The following is a 19,077-nucleotide window of genomic DNA, read 5'->3' as shown; positions in this document are numbered from 1 at the left end:
AAAACGAGGAGCTAGCGTACTTAGACAACAGTTAAAGGACGCAACGGAATGCACCCACATCCAAACTCTCATCGACTGCGTTTCGGACGGTACTCAGAACCAGGACGGGGCTATCTGATAACCGCAGTCGTACATCAGCGCCGCCGAATATTCGCAAACTGGCGGGTTGGACGCCTTTTGGTTGAAGAACTCAGGCAAGCCCATGATCAAAAATGGGTCAATTCAATGGCTTGGGTCATCATGCCGGACCACTTCCACTGGTTAATCCAACTTGAGGAGCAAACGCTGGCGCAACTCATGCAAGCCATCAAATCCCGGAGCACCCTCACCATCAACCGGGCATTGAACGAAAGCGGAGCCTTCTGGCAAACCGGCTACCACGACCGGGCCATTCGCGATGGAGAAGATCTTCTGCCGTTCGCCCGCTACATTGTTGCCAATCCACTCAGGGCTGGGCTTGTGGACAAAATTGGCGACTACCCGCTCTGGGATGCGTGCTGGCTCTGAATAAAGCTCCCGATGTTTGCTCCTCTTTGTGGCGAGGGAGCTTGCTCCCGCTCGACTGCGCAGCAGTCGTAAAACCAGAGAACCAGATCAACCGGACGAATCGCATTTATCAGGCTGGGGGCCGCTTCGCAGCCCAGCGGGAGCAAGCTCCCTCGCCACAGGAAACGGCAATAACCCGACATTTTGCCCTTCACATTTTTTTCACCCTGGCCAACCACCGTCTAAGCTTGAGTCAAGTCCGATCAATCTGCGTGAATGGATCAATCGACTATGGGCGCTTTGTGGCAAACCGATTCGAGTAAAACCGTGGTTCCGACTGATAGTGTTGATGAAGCGCCTATACCTGAAAAACCCCGTCGTTCCAGACACGGATGGGGAGCGTTCTGGCTATTGTTATTGATTATCGCGATTGCCGTGGGGCTGGCCGCCATGAGGGAGATGCGCACCTCCAAGTTCCAGGCCCGGGAAGTCAGCAAATATGCCGCGTCACTGAACTATGAGCTCAAACCCGGCCCCAGCGATGCGATTCGCTATCCAGGCGATGGCCCGTTCGATCGGCGCCTGGGCTACAGCTCTATGGATGAGTTCCTGCCGCGCCTGATCAAGCGCAATTTCGTCGTTGAAGCACAAACCCGCTTTTCTCCGGAACTGTTGAAGTACACCGACAAGGGTCTGTTCGTGCCTTATGCCGAGAAAATCCAGGCCGGGCTGTCCATCACCGATTGCCGTGCAGCGCCGCTGTACCAGTACAACTACCCGCAACAGCTTTACTCAACCTTTGCCTCGATCCCGCCGGTGGTGGTCAACAGCCTGCTGTTCATCGAGAACCGCTTCCTGCTCGATCCCAGGCAGCCGCTGGCCAACCCGGCGGTGGACTGGCCGCGGTTCGGCATGGCGGCGTGGTCCCAGCTGGCCAAGATGTTGCACATGCCCGGCCAGTCCGCCGGTGGCAGTACCCTGGCCACGCAACTGGAGAAGTACCGGCACTCCCCCGATGGTTTGACGGTCAATGGCGCGGAAAAAATTCGCCAGATGATTTCTGCCACCGTACGCGCCTATCAGGCCGGGCCACAAACCCTGCAAGCGCGGCAGAACGTGGTTCGCGACTATCTAAACAGCGTGCCGTTATCAGCCGTACCGGGCCACGGTGAAGTGCATGGCATGGCTGAGGGTTTGCGTGTGTGGTACGGGTCCGATTTCGATAGCGCCAACAAGGTACTGAACAGCACCGCGACGGATCCAAAGACCATGGCGGAAAAAGGCCTGGCCTTGCGTGAAGTGCTGTCGTTGATGATTGCGCAGCGCCGCCCGTCGCATTACCTGACCAAGGGCCATGATGAACTGGCCGACCTCACCGACAGCCATATTCGCCTGCTGGCGCAAAACCATGTGATCGACGCCGATTTCGCCGCCGCCGCCCTGGCCAGCAAAGTGACCTACCGCGACTGGGCCACCCAGCCGACCCTGCAACCGATCGAAACCAACAAGGGCATCAGCGTGGCGCGCAGCCGCCTGGCCGGCATGCTCAATCGTCCGTTGTATGACCTCGACCGCCTTGACCTCTCCGCCACCAGCACCCTGCAAGGCGAGTTGCAATCCGAAGCCACCGAGTACCTGAAAAAGCTCGCCGACCCTGAGTTTGCCACGCAAATCGGCCTGATCGGCGAACGCCTGCTGACCACCACCAGCACCACCCAGGTGCGCTACAGCTTCACCTTGTTCGAACTGACACCGGACGGCTCGCGGGTTCGGGTCCAGACCGACAGCACCGACCAGCCCTTCGACATCAATGAAGGCAGCAAACTGGAACTGGGTTCCACCGCGAAAATGCGTGTGCTGACCACCTACCTGCAAATCATCGCCGAGTTGCACGACAAATACGCCGGCATGGCCGTTGCGGAACTGAAGAAAGTCGAGGTGCCGGATCAGGACCGCCTGAGCCGTTGGGCGGTTGATTACCTGGTCGAAAACAAGGACCGCGACCTGAAAAAAATGCTCGGCGCAGCCCTGGACCGCAAATATTCCGCCAGCCCCGGCGAGGCGTTTTTCACCGGGGGCGGCCTGCATGTGTTCAACAACTTCCGCAAGGAAGACAACGGCCGGATACCGACCCTGCGCGACGCCCTGCGCGAGTCGATCAACCTGCCGTTCATTCGCCTGATGCGGGACCTGGTGCGCTACACCACCTACTCCGGCCCCAACAGCAGTGCCGAACTGCTCAAGGACGACCGCGACCCGCGGCGCCAGGAATACCTGGCCGAATTCGCCGACCGCGAGGGCACTTCTTTCCTGCTCAAGTTCTGGAAGAAGTACAGGAACAAGGACACCCAGGAACGGCTCGAAACCTTCCTGGACGGTATGCGCCCTACGCCGATCCGCATGGCCGCCGTCCATCGCTACCTGTTGCCACAGGCCAGCCAGGAAAGCTTCAACGCCTTCGTACGCTCGCACCTGACGGGTGCCAAGCTCACGGAAAAACTCACTGACGAACGTCTCGTGCGGCTCTACGAAGCCTACGGTCCCGGCGCCTACGACTTGCCGGACCAGGGCTTCATCGCCAAGGTTCACCCATTGGACCTGTGGATGATGGGCTACTTGCTCAACCACCCCGACGCCAAGTGGGCCGACGTCGTCAAAGCCAGCCAGTTCGAGCGCCAGGAGGTCTACAGCTGGCTGTTCAAAAGCCGGCACAAGGGCGCCCGTGACAGTCGCATCCGCACCATGCTGGAGATCGAGGCATTCCTCGACATTCACCAGCGCTGGCAGAAAGTCGGTTATCCGTTCGACCACCTGGTGCCGTCGCTGGCCACCGCCATCGGCAGCTCCGGTGACCGTCCCGCAGCCTTGGCCGAATTGATCGGCACCATCCTCAACGATGGCGTGCGCATGCCAACCCTGCGTATCGACAGCCTGCATTTCGCCGCGCACACACCCTATGAAACCCAACTGATCAATGACCCCGACGTCGGCAAACGGGTGATGCCATCCGAAGTCGCCACGGCCATGCGCGAAGCCCTTTCGCAAGTGGTGGATGCCGGTACGGCCAAACGCGTGTCCGGCAGTTTCAAACTGGCCGACGGCAGCCCGCTGGCGATGGGCGGCAAGACCGGCACCGGTGACAACCGCATCGAGGCCATCGGTTCGGGTGGGCGGATCCTGAGCTCCAAATCGCTCAACCGCACGGCGACGTTCGTGTTCTACATCGGCGATAACCATTTCGGCACACTGACGGCGTTCGTGCCGGGCCGCTCGGCGGAGAGCTTCACCTTCACCTCGGCGTTGCCGGTGCAGGTGCTCAAGGGCATGGCGCCGATCCTGACGCCATACCTGCAACCGGGCACCCACACGATGTGCCAGCCAAAGGCGGCAACCGAGGCAACCGCCCGCCGCTAGGCATGGATCGGCAGATACGCCCGCGTGGCTGTAACTATGTATTTTTCACTCCTGATTTTTACCGGGTTCGGGGCGCAATCGACGTCGTTACGAACCGGTTTTTGCGCTTTTTTTGGGGCTACCGCCTGCCTAGTCTGATCGCTCCATCCATGATCAAAGGACGATCAGGCAATGCCCCACCCACATCGAATTTCAGACCCGGATCAAAGCATCCACTTCGACCTGGTCAGGAAGGCCATCCCCTCCTGGCTATCAGAGGCTTCACTCCCCCGTATCAACGCACTGAAAACTGACCGGGTAAGCATTCCCGACTGGCAGGCTGACGCCGCAAAAGCGTTACAGGAGCGTTTGAAACAGGGGATCAAGCTCGGCTGGAACGCGCAAAACGATGTCGATAGAGCGCTCAGCAAACTGCAGGATGTCTACGCCTTCGCCAAACCCTTGTTGCAACAGGCACTGAACGAACGTTTCGGTGTTGAAGATGACGTCGAAGAGACCTGGTTGCGGCTGTATGCACCAGCACAAACGTCATGGGGTCATAACTTTACCGGCGCAACCACCAGCCGTACCGTCTCGCTGCTGGATGCCGCCCTGCACAATTTTTCCAGTAAGGAGGTGTTCACCCAGGACTCCGAATTCATCACCCGCCCCGACGTACGCGGGCATTTCAGCGTGGTACAGCTCAAGCAAAAGCTGAGTATCGAGCAGTTCAAGTCGCTGTGCCGCGAACTGGATATCGGCAGCCGTTACCAACAACACCTGAAAGATTTCCTGCTGCCGCATAACCGGGTGGCCAGCAACGTCCTGCGCCACAAAGTCAGCCTCAGCCACAAGACCGCGCTCAACATCGCGGCGAACATGGCGCTGATGAAAAACGACATCGGGCAGGATGCCTTTGACCTGGTGCAGGGACTGCTCGATGACCGCAAGAACCTGCGCTGGAGGGGCCGCTCCGTCGACTGCTACAACCTGTCGATGATGGACATTCACCTGACCGGCATCGTGCTGATCACCCCTGATGCCAACACCGCGACCGATACCGTGCCCGTGATCGCCTATGTTCCCCATGACCCGCAGCACCCGCTCAAGCAATACCCGTCGTTGCTCGAGTTCATGGCCGAACTGACACGCCAACTGCGCGATACCAGCGCCCCTCGCAGCTACCAACAATTCTTCAGCCAGTTCGTGCCCCATCAGCAGCGCGGGCATTTTTTTGCCGGGTTGAACGCCCGATTGAGCAAGGTCAAATGGCAACCGGCCCCGGCCGGTTCCAACTTGCCGAGCTGGCGGGATACGCCGGTGGATAACCCCAACCTGCAATTTCAGCTGTCGAGCGTCAGGAACGATCGGGACACTGTTTTCAACGGCGACCTGTGGGGCTACTTCCACCGACAAAAAATCAACAAGGTACTCAACGACGCATGGGACATCGCGATTTCCACCGAGTACGCCGACCGCATGGCCCGCTGGGCCTGGTGGGACAACCTGGAGAAAATGCTCTCGGGCATTCTCAATGCCGCGTTGCTGGTGGTGACGCCACTGGTGCCCGGCATGGGCGAATTGATGCTGGCCTACACCGCGTATCAACTGACCGATGAGGTGGTCGAGGGCCTCGTCGATCTGGCCGAAGGCCGCGTCGCCGAGGCTGGCGAGCAAGCCATCGGCGTGCTGCAAAGCGTTGTGCAACTGGGAGCGTTCGCCGCGGGAGGCGCGATCGGCAACGTCGCAAGGACGAAACTCTCACCGTTTTTCGAAAGCTTGAAACCGGTGCAGTTGGCGAACGGTGAGACCCGTCTTTGGAACCCTGACCTCAGCCCCTATCAACGAACCGACGTGGATTTACCCACGGACGCCCGGCCCGATGGTCAGGGTCTTCACCAGCATCAGGGCCGGCGCATCCTGCGCCTGAACGATCAACACTTCGAAGTGCTGGACGATCCGGTCACCGGACAACAGCGCATCCGCCATCCGCAGCGTTTCGATGCCTACGCACCGACCCTGCGCCACAATGGTCACGGGGCCTGGGTCTGCGAAACGGAAAACCCGCGCGAGTGGGAAGGCTCGACATTGATGCGGCGACTTGGTCATACAACCGATACCTTCAGCGACGCGCAACTTGACCAGATCCGTCAGATCAGCAGTACCGAAGAAGCCTCCCTGCGCCGGATGCATGTGGAGAACGCTCCACCGCCTCCATTGCTTACCGATACTTTGCAGCGCCTGGGCGCACCGGTGAACCCACCAGTTGTGTTATCTCCCAAGATCACCTTGCTGTTCAGCGACTTCCCCGAGCTGCCTGCCCAAGTTGTAGAAAACATCATGGCGGGCGCAACACCCTCGGAGCATCAATATATTGAGCGAAAACTTCGGCTCCCCTTGCGACTCAAAACCCAGGCACGAGAGCTCCAGTTCGAAGTGCAATCGGTCCGTGCAGCCCAGGGTCTGTACCTCGACACATTGAGCAACATCGACACCGAACGCTTGGCATTGGGAGCGTTGCGACTTAATACAGATATGTTTGGCGACCTGCGTATAGAAATCCGTCAGGGAGCACTCGATGGCGAACTTCGTTGCAGTGCCGGGCCCGAGGACGCAACACAGGTTCGGGTATTGATTCGAGACAACTCGGGAAAATATCAGGTACGCGATGCTTCGAATCAGTCCATCCACGATGCTGATGCCTTCTTTGAGGCCTTGCTGCATGCCATGGGCAACGAAGGTCAAAAAGCGTTGGGGTACAAACCCGGCGATACAGAGCATTTCAGGCAGTGGGTCATTGTAAAGTCAGCACCGTCAAGCGAGCGCAGGACTGTCCTCGCCACGCCCCCCATCCGCCCGATTGTCGAGCATGAAACGATGCTGTTGGTTCGTGGAGGCGGTCTCAGCAAAGAAGGAAAAACACTGCACGAACGTATTCAGGATCTTCATCCGCACTTCAGCGAGGCTGAGATTGATGTATTTGCTAGTGCTTTGACCTCCCGAGGTGAACCACTTAAGGCTATAGAAGAGCAGGAAAAGGATCTCGCTGAGTTAAGGGGGATACTCAATCGCTGGGAGCCGTTGCAACTCTATAGCCCGGACTCGGAAGATTATAGAGTTTTCAACGATGGGGTAAGTCACATCGTCGAACGCCTTACCAACTGTTTCGAGCGAAAAAACACAGAACTTGGCAGCCGCACTGATCCATCCTCCTACTCGCTAGATCTCTCCGGGCTGATGTTGCCGTTAGATTTGGAAATTTGGTGGTCAAAGCTTCCGGCGCTAAGAAAATATCTCCACAAAATCACGGCCCTCAATCTCGACGACACAAAATTTTCAAGCGAGCGATACGGCGTGTTGAAGGACTTCCCTAATCTCAGGGAACTCAACGCCAACCGTTGCGAACTGAGATGGCTTCCATTTGACATCGGCGCGATGCATCGACTGGAATATCTGCGCTTGAGTGCTAACACGATTACTTTTACCCATGAAGCGGTTCAAAGACTATCTAGGTTGGTGAGTTTGAAGGTACTTGAACTAGACGATAATCCATTAACCATACCGCCCGATATTTCATTCATGAGAAAACTGATACGCCTCGGATTGAGAAACACTAGAATAACTACCTGGCCCGTAGGTATTTTCTCGAGAGCAGCACTTCGAACCTTTGTCTTGGATATGCGGGGCAACACAATCAACTTGATACCAGATGTGCGCCCAAGATCTAACCCTGCATGGATAATAGCTCAAACACGCCTCGACACTGAAAACCTATCGACTTATCACCAACTGGTCATTAATGAGATACGTCGACAATTAGCTCTTCCAAACGAGATAAGGGCGCTGCCTCCAACCGGTGTTTCACACCCAATTTCAATATGGATCGGTGTTCCTGAGTTGGCTGCTGAACGTGTTAAACATTGGGAAGAACTGAAAAACGAACCCAATGCCGAACCTTTTATGTCCTTCATTAACGCGGCACAGTACTTTGCCGATTATAAGACCGGCGGTGAAGCACGGACACAACTACTAGTACGCATCTGGCGCATGCTTGACGCCACCTATATTGATACTCCGCTTAGGGAAAAACTGTTCGCTATGGCCAGCGACCCCGTTAGATGTTCCGATGCCGGTGCACAATTGTTCAACAACATGGGTATCGAAGTACTTGCCTTCGAAGCGTATTCCGGCTCCACCGATACTGCGCAGCTTGAAAATAAGCTAGTGACACTCGCCAAAGGCTCGGCACGCCTTGAGCTGGTTAACGATATTGCCAGAGCCGATATGAGTAGCCGAGAAGGCGATCCAGACGAAGTTGAAGTTTACTTGGCCTATCAGACCGGATTGGCAAAACGACTGGGTCTCCCTTGGCAATCCGAAGGCATGCTTCACAGACTGGTTGCTGGCGTAACAGATACCATGATTGACGGCGCCTACGACACAGTTCTGTCCTTGGAGAAAGATGATGGACTGGTCAATAAAATGCTTGAGCTTGATTTCTGGGAACGTTTTCTTTGTGAAACATACCCTTCGCAGTTCGAAGAAAACAAACAGGTCTATCTGGGCAAGTCAGAACGACTCGATACTCTACGGAGCACCCAGCTTGAATGGGTCAATTCGACACAATTGACAACAACTCAACGCACGGAATTGCGAAATAGACTAATAGGACTCATGAACGGTTTTTCGATTCAGCAAGACATCGTATTTTCCGGCACTCCAATAAGTGAAGATATTTACAATCGGCTGCTCATCGACTTGGGAGACGAAGAAAAGGAACTATCACGGCGTCTGACTCGAGAAGCAATGACAAGAGCCAACATTTAAACGATCAATAACTTATACCGCCCCTGAAGAACTCGTAAATGAGTCTTCAGGGGCGTGCTATCAGATCACTTCCGAGTCCCAGATCACTGTGACATTCCCCATATAGGTTTTGGTAACCCCTTCGCGCAACATCTGTTCGACGTGCTCCTTAGCCACTTCAAAGTGCAGAGTTCCCGGCTTTCGATCGACGTATAAACCAGGCTGAAACAACTCAGTACCACTCCCATCAAGTCGGAGGGGGCGACGATCAACGAGTTGTCCCGCTCCATCGGTAAAGCCGTGTGGCAGTGTCACGCTGGTGCTCAAGGGCACAAGATCAGAAGAGTCGGCATCGCGCAATGCGCAGGTGTTGCCAACGGAATGCTGACATTCAAGCTGCATCTTGAACCGTGAGGAGGCCGAGACGTTGAAGGTCTGGTCGCGAAACAGGCGCACTGGCTTGCGTCCCTGATTCAACCAGGCCTGCCAACCGCCTTGGGGTACCAATTCGATACGATGGCCGCCTGGGGGGATTTCGACCTTGAGCGAATGCTCGACGCTCAAGGTGAAGTTGAGGGTGATGGCACTGTCGTTGGGGAGCAATACATCACCCATGTCGAAGTCCTTGCCTGGACCGGTGGTGTAGGTCAATGAGCCACGATATTCCCCTGACGACATGCCCAGGGGGTTGGGGGTCCTGAGCTCATAAACGTATTCGACTGAGCTGAACCTGAACCAGGGAATATCCATAGTCGGTACTAAGCCGCAGGCACCTGCTCCTTCAGGAATCAGCCAAAAGAAAAACGCGAAGTTAACTCCTGCAACATTAATGTTAAGACCGGTACAGGGGGATGGCGGTCTTACCCATGGACCGCGCCAATAGCCTCCCTCCGGCGGCGTCCATGCACTGACTCCTGGTGGGCGGGCGATATTCCAGGTACCACCGATGCCTGCAACTCGTACTTCAACGGTCTCTCGCTCACCTGTACGACTGTGGACAACGTCCAGTGCGCGCCAGCTCGACGGCACACTGAAGGTCGCCCCTTGCCGGGGATCGGCATGCCCGGCTGGAATAGGCTGCGAAGAATCAAATCTCAAACCGGGTACCCTCAGGCTGAAGATACCTAATTGCGCACAGCGGCCAGCTATATGGTTTGGGCACACTCCGCTCTGTGGGGTCGTGTTAACGAACCGGTTGATCAGGGGATTCGCCGGATCAGGCACGAACCTGGCGCTTATTTCCTGCTCCACCCCGCTGGCGGGCGTGGCATGCAACCCAGCCAACAAGCTTCCCATTAACAAGAACGTTGCCATTGTTCTTAGCGAAAAAAATAGCTTCATTATGAGTTAACCTGAAATTCCAACATGACGGAATACACGCCATTTATTGCGCCAAGGGTGATCAAGGAGCGATAGCCTCAAAAATCATATGCACACTGCCGTAGTACTCACCGGATTTGTAACCAACATCCGGTTTGACTGCTGCAATCACCAACTCCACGCGTTTGCCAGCTTTACCGTCCAGTTCCGAAATTACTTCGGCATTGTCCACCGTGAGTTTTATCCGATTGAACGTGACATCCAGCACAATGTTGTCGACGTCTCTGCCGTTACTTAAGTAAGGTTCCTCACTCAAACGCGCAGCAATCGCTCCATTGGCGTTTTTGACATCGAAATGTTTACGCAGCGATCCAAGCTCCTCCGTCGTCAGATCCCAGGGCAGTTTTTGTTCACGCCCTATCCACCCCGGATCCACCGGCAACACATAAAACTCCACAACAGGGATAGTCACTGACACTTCAAAGGTTTCGCGTTCCACTATTGCAAAGGCGTAAACACTCACCAGCGTCAGACACACCATCGAGGTGACAGTTATCCATTTTTTCAACATGATCTTCACCTGTTGCTTGCACTTCAATGTTGCAAACAAAGAAATCGATATAAAACTAAAAAGCCTGGAAGCAAATAGACGCTCACCCCACTACGGCTTCAACCCTTGATATCCAGGTTCTGGCTTTTGCTTCCTTCAACCATCGTAAAACGGTACTGCCGACCAGCCTGCTTTTCGAACTGGAATGTTCGGCCGGCCAGAATGTGATGCTTGGTGGTTGGCTGGCATTCCTGCTCGTTCTTGATCGAACAATCCTTGAATTCGTCGATCACCACCACACTATTGCCGTTGTTGCGGATCCGGTACTGTCCCGCCTCGTTCTCGATCACGCTGTCAAAGCGTGTCTCTCTCGGTCGAACAAAAAAAACCGTGCCATAACCCGCCAGTACGTTAACCCCGGCCGACAGGTTTTTCTTGTAGTCGTCGCGTTCCTGCTCGGAGATGACGAACTCATCTTCCTTTTCTGGCACTACCGGCACATAACGCACGCGGAAATAACGTTCTTTGTCACGCTCGCCCATGTACAACAAACGCGAACCCTGCATGCCATTGGCCGGCACGATCAGTCGCGCCGGACTGGCCATCAGCCCGTCACGTGACGTACCGTCCGCCTGGTTAACCAGAGGAACTTCCCGTGCTTTGCCATCGGCATCGTAGATAATTTCGAGAATATTGATTTTGACGAACGCAGTGCTGTCGCCACCATTGAATACACGCTTCAAATATGAACTTTTATCGCCATCCAGATACTCGTAGACCACCCCAACATTGATCTGCGGCGCGGCCAAGGCCACGTGAGAAAACAGCGAAAAACCAAACAGTGCCAACAGGCGCTTCATGACGTAATACCTCAATTTTTGAACACAGCCCAATCGGGCCGACCCTAATACGGCCTAAACTTCCGAATCCCAAATCACCGTGACATTGCCCGTGTAGGTTTTACCCACGCCTTCGCGCAACATCAGATCGACGTATTCCTTGGTTATTTCAAAGTGCAGGGCTCCCGGTTTGCGATCGACATAAATACTGGGTTGGAACAACTCGGTGCCGCTGCCATCGAGAAACAAGGGCCGTCGCTGGACGGTTCGGCCCCCAGCATCAGCCAGGCCACTGGGCAGGCTTACGCTGGTATTCAAGCGCACCAGATCAGCAGAGTCGGCGTCGCGTAATGCGCAGGTGTTGCCAACGACGTACTGACATTCGAGTTGCATCTTGAAGCGGCTCGAAGAAGAGATATTGAAGGTTTGGTCGCGGAACAGGCGCGTGGGTTTACGTCCCTGATTCAGCCAGGCTTGCCAGCCGCCTTGGGGTACCAATTCGATTTGATTGCCCCCGGGTGGGATATCGACTCTAAGGGCATGTTGAACGGTCAGGGTAAAGTCGAGCTGGATTACATCATCCGGGGGAGCAACGACATCACCCAAGTCAAAATCGCCGTTTGGCTTAATGGTGTAGACCTGTGTGCCGTCATAGATCCCCGTGGACATTTTCAGAGGATCCGGGGTACGCAGCTCATAGGTAAAGTCCAGATACTGGAAGCCGAATCCTGGAATTTGAAATTTAGCCTGTTTGGCACAGACTTCCTCTTTTGGAGTAAGCCAAAAGAACTCGTAGCCCGTAAAACCGTAGTAACTTTCTTTACCGATGCTGACGCAGGAATTCGGCGCAGTTGTCCATCGGCTTCCCCACAATCGTAAATGCGCCTGAAATAAATTCGAAACGCCGGTGAGTTCCTGAGCAGAATGACTCAGTGTGTAAACCCCCCCCATCCCTGCAATGCGCACTTCCACGGTAGCTGTTTCGCCGGTTTCGCGGTGCCTGACTTGCAATGAGCGCCAAGCTGCAGGGGTTTTGATCATCGCGCCCTTTCGCACATCTGCGTGATCGGGCTCGATGGGGCCATTGAGAGGGATGCCACCAACGTGGGAACGCAGGCTGAATATGTTGTGAGCCTGGCAAATAGCAGGATTGTTTTTGCAGAACCCGACATTGGGTGTTGTGTTCTTGAATTCGTTTTTCAAGGGGTTACCCGGCTCAGGATCAAAGGTTGCTGTAACAGGCAACACAATCGCACCAGCTTCCATGGCCAATACAGCTAGGCAGCAACCGATCACAATCGCCCTTGCCGTGGGCATTTGCGAGACAGTCCAAGGGTTCAACATAAAGACTCCAAACCGTAAGTTGCAATTTTCAACCGGCGCTCTGCACGATTTCAGCCACATCCGCCAACGTATCCGCGGTGCAGCGCAAATCCCCAATCATCAGCACATCGTTTTCACTACGTGCGTTGTTCGGGTCAAGGCGGAATTGACAGAGCAGCTGATTACCGAAACGCACTTCCAGCGTTGGCGAACTGGCATTCATTTCCATCGAAAAGAAGCCGTCGATCTCACTCACGCCACGACTGGCGTGGTTGATGATGTGGTGGCCCTTAAGCGGCTTACCCTGAGGGTCGACGAGGCGGCCGAGCACGGTGACGCTTTTGCTGACGGTGATCTTGCGGTACTCCACGCCGCCCTTGTTCAGGTGATAGCTGGAGCGGGCCGGCTGGATACTCGCCGCTGGCACATGATTGCCCTCGAAATCGAAGCTGACGGAACTGCTTTTGTACGCCGTGAGCGGCACGAAATTACGACCCGGGCGCAGTACCGCACTGCCGCCACTCAAGTCGTCGGCGCGTAGGACGATGCCATCGATATCCGACTCAACATCGATGATCATGCCGGCACCATCGCGGTGGTACTGGCTAGTCATGACCATCTTGCGCGCGCCGACGGCAATGGTGCTGTCCAGATTCAATCCGCCGGTAAGGTCGTTGTTGAAAGACGAGCGCTGGATAAAACCGTCGCCGTTGACCAAGTCTGATTGCATATTTGCCATGGCATTCAAGCCGACACCGTAGGTATCGGTAATGGCCGTGGCCGAAACACTTTGCAGCAGGTGGTCCTGAAGGTCTTTGCGATAGGTGATTGACGCGTTGTTATCCCGGCCACCCTCCCGAGCCGTACGGGTACCGATACTGCCGGAGATCTGCTCACCCGGGCCACCAAGGGCGATGTTGACGCTCAGGTCGATTCCTCGATTTCTGTCGTCACCTGAACTGAAACTGCCGGGGCGGTCGAACATAGACAACCTCCAGTTGGCATCACTGCCAAACAGTTGGGTGCGCTGGGTCCAGCCAAGGTCAATGCCCGTACCTTCGGTGTTGCCTTCGCTGTGGGACATCCGGGCATTGACCGAGTTTTTACTGGTCAACCGATGATTGACTGACAGCGAAGAGTTACTGGTCTGACCGACAAACACATTGCGCTGCCGCACTCGTGTACCGTCGGGCAAGGTGTCGTAGAGCCGAGTCGTGTCGAGCCAGCTGCGGTTGTGGCTGGCGACGATGCTGCCGCTACCGTAGGAGTAGAGCCCCTGCACGTCGAGGCCGGTGCCGTAGTTCTCGGTCTGATAGACATTGGCATAGAGGCTGGCATTGTTGACGACCGCCCAGTCGACCGACGTGCCGTATTGCAAGGCGTCACCCACCTGCCGCCCGCTCAGGCCAAGAATGACCCGTGGATGCAACAGGTAGTTGAACGCCGCACCGGCGATCATGTCGCCGTCGTCCTGTTCGTCCCAATTGCTTAGCACTTTGGATTCACGTCCGGCGAACAGGTTGTAGCGCCAGCGCTCGTCGTGATTGCGCCAATTGCTGGGCTTGTAGACCAGCTCCTGAGTGCTGGAGGTGATCTGACCGTCTTCGATCAGGCGTACTTCCACTTCATAGATCCCTCCCGGCAACGGCCGGGTATCGAGGGTCTGCAACCCGGCGGGCATTGCCTGGGTATTGATCAATAAGCCATCACGGTAGATTTCCACCGAGCCTTGCCGATTGGCGGTGACGTAGATCGGATAGACCGCCGGTTTCGGATTATTGATGGCCAGGCTGTCGGAGCTGCCGTACATGACGCCCAGCGCTGTGTCTGGACTGGTGCCAAAGGTGCGCGGCTGTCGGGTCAACCCTTCGGACGAAGGTGTGAAAAGGCCCAGGCGCAGGAAGCTACCCTCCAGTTCACGCTGGGTGAAAAGCTCATTCACCGAGTGATAGAGCGTGTTGTCCATACCGCCCAATCGGGACAATTGCATATTGATCGCCTGAGTCCAGCTGCCCAGGCTACTGCTGGCCTCAAGACCATAGCGTCCACCCAAATCCTGATTTTGGCCACCGTTGAGGTTCAGTTGATTACGTACGATCAACCCGGTGCTACCGCCTTCAGGCAGTGTGTAGTAACGCTGTGCCTGATCGTCACGTTCGGCATTTTCCGTGAGGATGGACACCAGCGAGTTTTCAAGGCTGTAGTGCACTGCCAACAGTTGCTCTGGGCACTTGGCCTGGCAGCCACCCAGTACGACACCCTGTTTCAGATAGTTCGACCAAGTGTCGCGTTCACTGGCCTTGATCGTGCTGTCGCCGACATCCGCGAAGTCAACAAGGGTGATTCGATCGTCGCGGGTTAACACCACCATCGCCTCCCCCAGAAATTGTCTATCAAGTTCCACGCGCACCGCTAATGGCACATCAAAAAAATGCTCTTCAAACTCGCTAGGCAAACCTTTGGCCTGCGCCAACAAACTTCGAGGTGTATGGGCGTTTTCCGCCGCTGTAGCCAGAGCCGTTGCGCAGAAAAAAAGGGCAAGCGCCGTCGCGATGGGAGTCATCGGGAACATGAACGAAATACTCTGAAGATAAGTGCGTTAAAACCCGATCGACAGGTAGTGATTTCCTATCGACCGGTAAGCGTTAACGAATAAGGGCAAGCCTTAAGTCATAACCCTTTTAAGGGATGCGCGGGATAGCATCGAAGATCACAACCGGATTGGCCGTGTAAAGCCCCGTTTGAGTGTCCAATGGCTTGGCCGCGGCAATAACCAGATCAGCGCGCATACCGCCGTTGGATTCGGTATCGCCTACCACTTCTTGAGAAACACCGGTCAAAGGCACACCGTTGAAGGTGTAGGTCAATGCAATGCTGTTGGCACCGTTGAACAGGGGCTGTGGTCCCCCTTCCACATAAGCGCCGACCGAGCCATTGGTATGCCGGACGTCGTAAGCAGCACGCAGTGAGCTCAGGGTACCATCTACCAAGTTGTAGTTCATTTTTTCATCTTTACCGAAGTCAGGGTTCACCGACTTGGCGTGAAATACACTAGTTGGGATGGTGGCGCTGATATTGATGGTGCTGCGCGCTTCTTCCGCGGCAAACGCCATCGAGGAACTCAATGCCAGAACAGCCAGAGGAGCAGCGAACGCGATTTTCTTGAACATCTTTCAGTACCTGTCGTTTAAAAAAAGGATCTAAGTATTGAAAGTTTCGCTGAAGCAAAACAGTCACGAGCAGTGATGTTCCAGCGCAACTCTCAACGCCGAAAGATGATCGTTCAAACAATCCGGAAAGTAAGCAGGCAAGTTCCTCAAAGCGCGTAGCCAAAGGGCCACGACCGTGGCATGAAAAATACTGAAATATTGATAAAGTCACTGTTCGACTGTCAGATCAAGACTACATAAAGCCAAATTACAGGCAATTAAGGTCGACAACGACACAGTAACTTCTGTAGGAGGGATATTACAAATCCAATGTATTAAGGCGTGAATCGTCAGTTTAGAGAGTTAACACTAATTCCAACTTGTTCGCCTGTTCTAAAAGCCTTTTTCGGCGCCGCGAAAGCGCCATTTTCAGTGGCGGTTTCGCCTGGCGTGGTGATCAGCCGTTGGTCGGGGGGGCTTGCGGCTTGCTTAAGATATATCTTAAGTTGTATCTAAACACGACGAAAGAGAACGCAAAAAATGAGAGACCATCATTCCCCCCACCGCGAACACGGCGACGGTCGCGATGGCTTCGAGAAACGCCCTGGCCGCGAACGCGGTGGGCGTGGCCCGCGAGTATTTGCCCCCGGCGACCTGAAACTGCTGCTGCTGGCGTTGATCGCCGAACAGCCGTGCCACGGCTACGACCTGATCCGCCAGATCGAAGGCATGTTCGACGGCGCCTACAGTCCCAGCCCCGGCGTGATCTACCCGACCCTGACGTTTCTTGAAGAAAGCGAATTGATTACCGGCGACGCCGAAGGCGGGAAAAAACGCTACAGCGTGACCGACGCCGGACGCCAGTCCCTGACCGAGCAAGCCGTCGCCCTTGAAGGTGTGCGGGTGCGCATCGATGTCAGCAAGCGTTCGTTGCGCGGCCATGATCGCCCGGCCGAAATCCACGAGGCAGTGCACAACCTGCGCCATGCCCTGCAACTGCATCACGGCCGCTGGAGCCCGGAAGAAATCCAGCGCGTTGCGGCCCTGCTCAACGACACCGCCAAAGCCATCGTCGACGGCCCTGCCGTTCAACCCGTTCAGGAGAAAGCCGAATGACTGAAGTGATCGCGCAATCCATTCACCGCGTCATGCATGAGATCAAACGCCGTCGCCTGGAGGTGTTGCGTGTGGTCGACCTGACCCCGCGCATGCGCCGCATTACCCTGGGTGGACCGGAGCTGGCAGGCTTCGTCAGCCTGGGTACCGACGATCACGTCAAACTGTTGTTCCCGCAGAACGCCGAGCAGGCTGCGGCACTGGAAACCCTGGTGCTGGGCGCCGGCAAGGACAACGGCCCGCTGCCCGAGATGCGCGACTACACGCCGCGCCGCTATGACCTGAACACCCTGGAACTGGACATCGACTTCGTGCTGCACGGCGACGGCCCGGCCTCGACCTGGGCCGAACAGGCCAAACCGGGGCAGTTCCTGCACATCGGCGGGCCGCGGGGTTCGATGATCGTGCCGGACATGTTCGACAGCTACTTGCTGATCGGCGATGAAACCGCCCTGCCCGCCATCGCCCGGCGCCTCGAAAGCCTGGCGGCCAACCGCCGTGCGCTGGTGATCGTGGAAGTGGAAAACGGCAAGGAGCAGCAAGTGCTGGAAAGCGCTGCCGAGGTCAATGTGATCTGGGTGCTGCGCGAAGGTGGCAAGGACAATCTGCTGACCACCGTGCGCCAGATCCAGGTGCCCGGCGGCAGCCTGTACGCGTGGGTCGCGACCGAGAGCAAGGTGTCGCGGCGGATTCGTCGGGTGTTGCTCGATGAGCATGGGCTGAACGAGCAGTTCGTCAAGGCGGTGGGCTATTGGCGGTTGGATGACAGCGACGAGGAGTGACCACCGTACCTGTGGCGAGGGAGCTTGCTCCCGCTCGGCTGCGAAGCAGTCGCAAAATCAGCAACCGAAGTTATCCAGACACAACCCGGTTGCAGGTTTCAGCACTGCTGCGCAGTGCAGCGGGAGCAAGCTCCCTCGCCACAAAAGTGCCTACATCCGAGCGCGCCACCGGTCCAGCGCCACCACCCACAATGCAATCACCACAAACCCCGCCAACAATCCCCCGGCGTTGATGAACACCTGTGGATAACCCAGTTTGTCCACGTCAATGAACGGGTATGGATAAGTCGCCAGCACATGCCCGCGCAGCAACGAGTAAGCGAAGTACACCAACGGATAAATCACCCACAACGCGATATGCCCCCAGCGCAACGAGCCTTTCGGTACACAGAACCACCAATACCCCAGGAACAGCAGCGGCATGACGTCATGCATCAGCTCATCGGCCAGCCATTGCCAGCCTTCGGGATGCCATAGATGACGAAGCAATACGCTGTACGCCAGGCCAACGACAGTGATGCTCACAGCAACGCCACTCATGACCCAGGGCTGTAAAAACCAGCGTCGCGCGGCGGACTCGCGGGACGTCAGTTCACAGGTCAGCACCGTCGCCACCAGGGTGTTGCTCAGCACGGTGAAATAGCTGAAAAAACTCACCAGCCCACCGATCAGGCTGGCCCCCAGCGTCCAGCGCGAATAGAAAATCAGGTACATCTGGATGCTCAATCCCGCCCAGCCGAGCATGGCGGCCACGACTACAAAACGGCGGCGCATCGCGCAAGGATCGACCATGTTCAGAGCGGTCGTTTGGTGCGCATCAACTTCACATACAGACGTTCGACCTTCTCCCGCGCCCACGGGGTTTTACGCAGGAACGTCAGGCTCGACTTGATGCTCGGGTCGCTCTTGAAGCAGCGGATATCGATGCGTTCGGCCAGCCCCGACCATTCGTAGTGTTCAACCAGGGCGTTGAGGATTTGCTCCAGCGTCACGCCGTGCAGCGGGTCGATGTTGTGTTCGGTCATGCCGGGCCTTCAAGCAGAGTGGGAATTGGAAGTCGCGCACCTTAGCCGAGGGTTTCGTCGGGTGGAAGCGATCTATCAAATGTAGGTGAATCTGTTGATGTAGGAGCGAGCTTGCTCGCGATGGACTCGAACGAAAACGCGTCAACCCAGAATGAACGCGTTATCGTTATCGACCATCGCGAGCAAGCTCGCTCCTACAACTGTTACCAAATCCGAAAGGCTGCATGTCAGTAAAAGCCCTTTCTCTATTTGTAACAGATGATTATCCTTGCGCCCGCTTTAGCTGAA

13 protein-coding genes are annotated in these 19,077 nt (G+C 55.9%); 5 read left to right on the top strand and 8 right to left on the bottom strand.

The annotated features are described in order from the left end of the window. Positions 1 to 48: 48 nt before the first annotated feature. From BSF40_RS09120 to BSF40_RS09110, 3 genes are all read left to right on the top strand, one after another. Positions 49 to 507 carry a transposase gene (locus tag BSF40_RS09120; RefSeq protein ID WP_095964869.1) on the top strand — a complete coding sequence of 153 codons (459 nt, stop codon included), beginning with the start codon at positions 49 to 51 and terminating at the stop codon, positions 505 to 507. 270 nt (positions 508 to 777) lie between these two features. Continuing rightward, positions 778 to 3,900, top strand: a complete 3,123-nt coding sequence (locus tag BSF40_RS09115) for a transglycosylase domain-containing protein (RefSeq protein ID WP_095964868.1) — start codon at positions 778 to 780, stop codon at positions 3,898 to 3,900. Positions 3,901 to 4,071: 171 nt separating this feature from the next. Beyond that, entirely contained in the window at positions 4,072 to 8,706 is a 4,635-nt protein-coding gene (locus BSF40_RS09110) for a dermonecrotic toxin domain-containing protein (RefSeq protein WP_095964867.1), read from the top strand. A 60-nt stretch (positions 8,707 to 8,766) separates the two neighbouring features. On the opposite strand, the gene BSF40_RS33480 is transcribed toward BSF40_RS09110, so the two are convergent. The 6 genes from BSF40_RS33480 to BSF40_RS09080 form a co-directional block, all read right to left on the bottom strand. Further along, the gene (locus BSF40_RS33480) at positions 8,767 to 9,300 is read right to left on the bottom strand and encodes a hypothetical protein (RefSeq protein WP_371918069.1); all 534 of its coding nucleotides are present in this window, start codon (positions 9,298 to 9,300) and stop codon (positions 8,767 to 8,769) included. Between the two features lie 787 nt (positions 9,301 to 10,087). Continuing rightward, positions 10,088 to 10,576, bottom strand: a complete 489-nt coding sequence (locus BSF40_RS09100; protein WP_095964865.1) for a CS1 type fimbrial major subunit — start codon at positions 10,574 to 10,576, stop codon at positions 10,088 to 10,090. Positions 10,577 to 10,674: 98 nt separating this feature from the next. Continuing rightward, positions 10,675 to 11,415 (bottom strand): pilus assembly protein, encoded by a 741-nt coding sequence (locus BSF40_RS09095; protein ID WP_095964864.1) that lies wholly within the window; start codon positions 11,413 to 11,415, stop codon positions 10,675 to 10,677. 54 nt (positions 11,416 to 11,469) lie between these two features. Then, positions 11,470 to 12,738: a hypothetical protein gene (locus BSF40_RS09090; RefSeq protein ID WP_256589443.1), complete on the bottom strand. Its 1,269-nt coding sequence runs from the start codon at positions 12,736 to 12,738 to the stop codon at positions 11,470 to 11,472. A 28-nt stretch (positions 12,739 to 12,766) separates the two neighbouring features. After that, on the bottom strand, positions 12,767 to 15,289 hold the full coding sequence (locus BSF40_RS09085) for a TcfC E-set like domain-containing protein (protein WP_095964863.1): 2,523 nt from the start codon (positions 15,287 to 15,289) through the stop codon (positions 12,767 to 12,769). Between the two features lie 109 nt (positions 15,290 to 15,398). Beyond that, positions 15,399 to 15,887, bottom strand: a complete 489-nt coding sequence (locus tag BSF40_RS09080; protein ID WP_095964862.1) for a CS1 type fimbrial major subunit — start codon at positions 15,885 to 15,887, stop codon at positions 15,399 to 15,401. Positions 15,888 to 16,406: 519 nt separating this feature from the next. Here BSF40_RS09080 and BSF40_RS09075 point away from each other — a divergent pair. Then, positions 16,407 to 16,982: a PadR family transcriptional regulator gene (locus BSF40_RS09075; RefSeq protein ID WP_015093673.1), complete on the top strand. Its 576-nt coding sequence runs from the start codon at positions 16,407 to 16,409 to the stop codon at positions 16,980 to 16,982. Further along, on the top strand, positions 16,979 to 17,764 hold the full coding sequence (locus BSF40_RS09070) for a siderophore-interacting protein (protein WP_095964861.1): 786 nt from the start codon (positions 16,979 to 16,981) through the stop codon (positions 17,762 to 17,764). Before BSF40_RS09075 ends, BSF40_RS09070 begins: the two co-directional genes overlap by 4 nt. 150 nt (positions 17,765 to 17,914) lie before the next feature. Here BSF40_RS09070 and BSF40_RS09065 read toward each other — a convergent pair whose 3' ends face one another. Further along, a complete protein-coding gene (locus BSF40_RS09065; protein ID WP_095964860.1) occupies positions 17,915 to 18,556 on the bottom strand; it encodes a Pr6Pr family membrane protein in 642 nt (213 codons plus the stop codon). Between the two features lie 2 nt (positions 18,557 to 18,558). Continuing rightward, positions 18,559 to 18,789: a VF530 family DNA-binding protein gene (locus BSF40_RS09060; protein WP_007975135.1), complete on the bottom strand. Its 231-nt coding sequence runs from the start codon at positions 18,787 to 18,789 to the stop codon at positions 18,559 to 18,561. Positions 18,790 to 19,077: the final 288 nt, after the last annotated feature.

This window comes from Pseudomonas sp. ACN5 (assembly GCF_002303975.1).
Classification (GTDB): domain Bacteria; phylum Pseudomonadota; class Gammaproteobacteria; order Pseudomonadales; family Pseudomonadaceae; genus Aquipseudomonas; species Aquipseudomonas laurylsulfatiphila.
The sequence above is the reverse complement of the archived record's forward strand: the minus strand, read 5'-3'. Positions and strand labels throughout refer to the sequence as shown.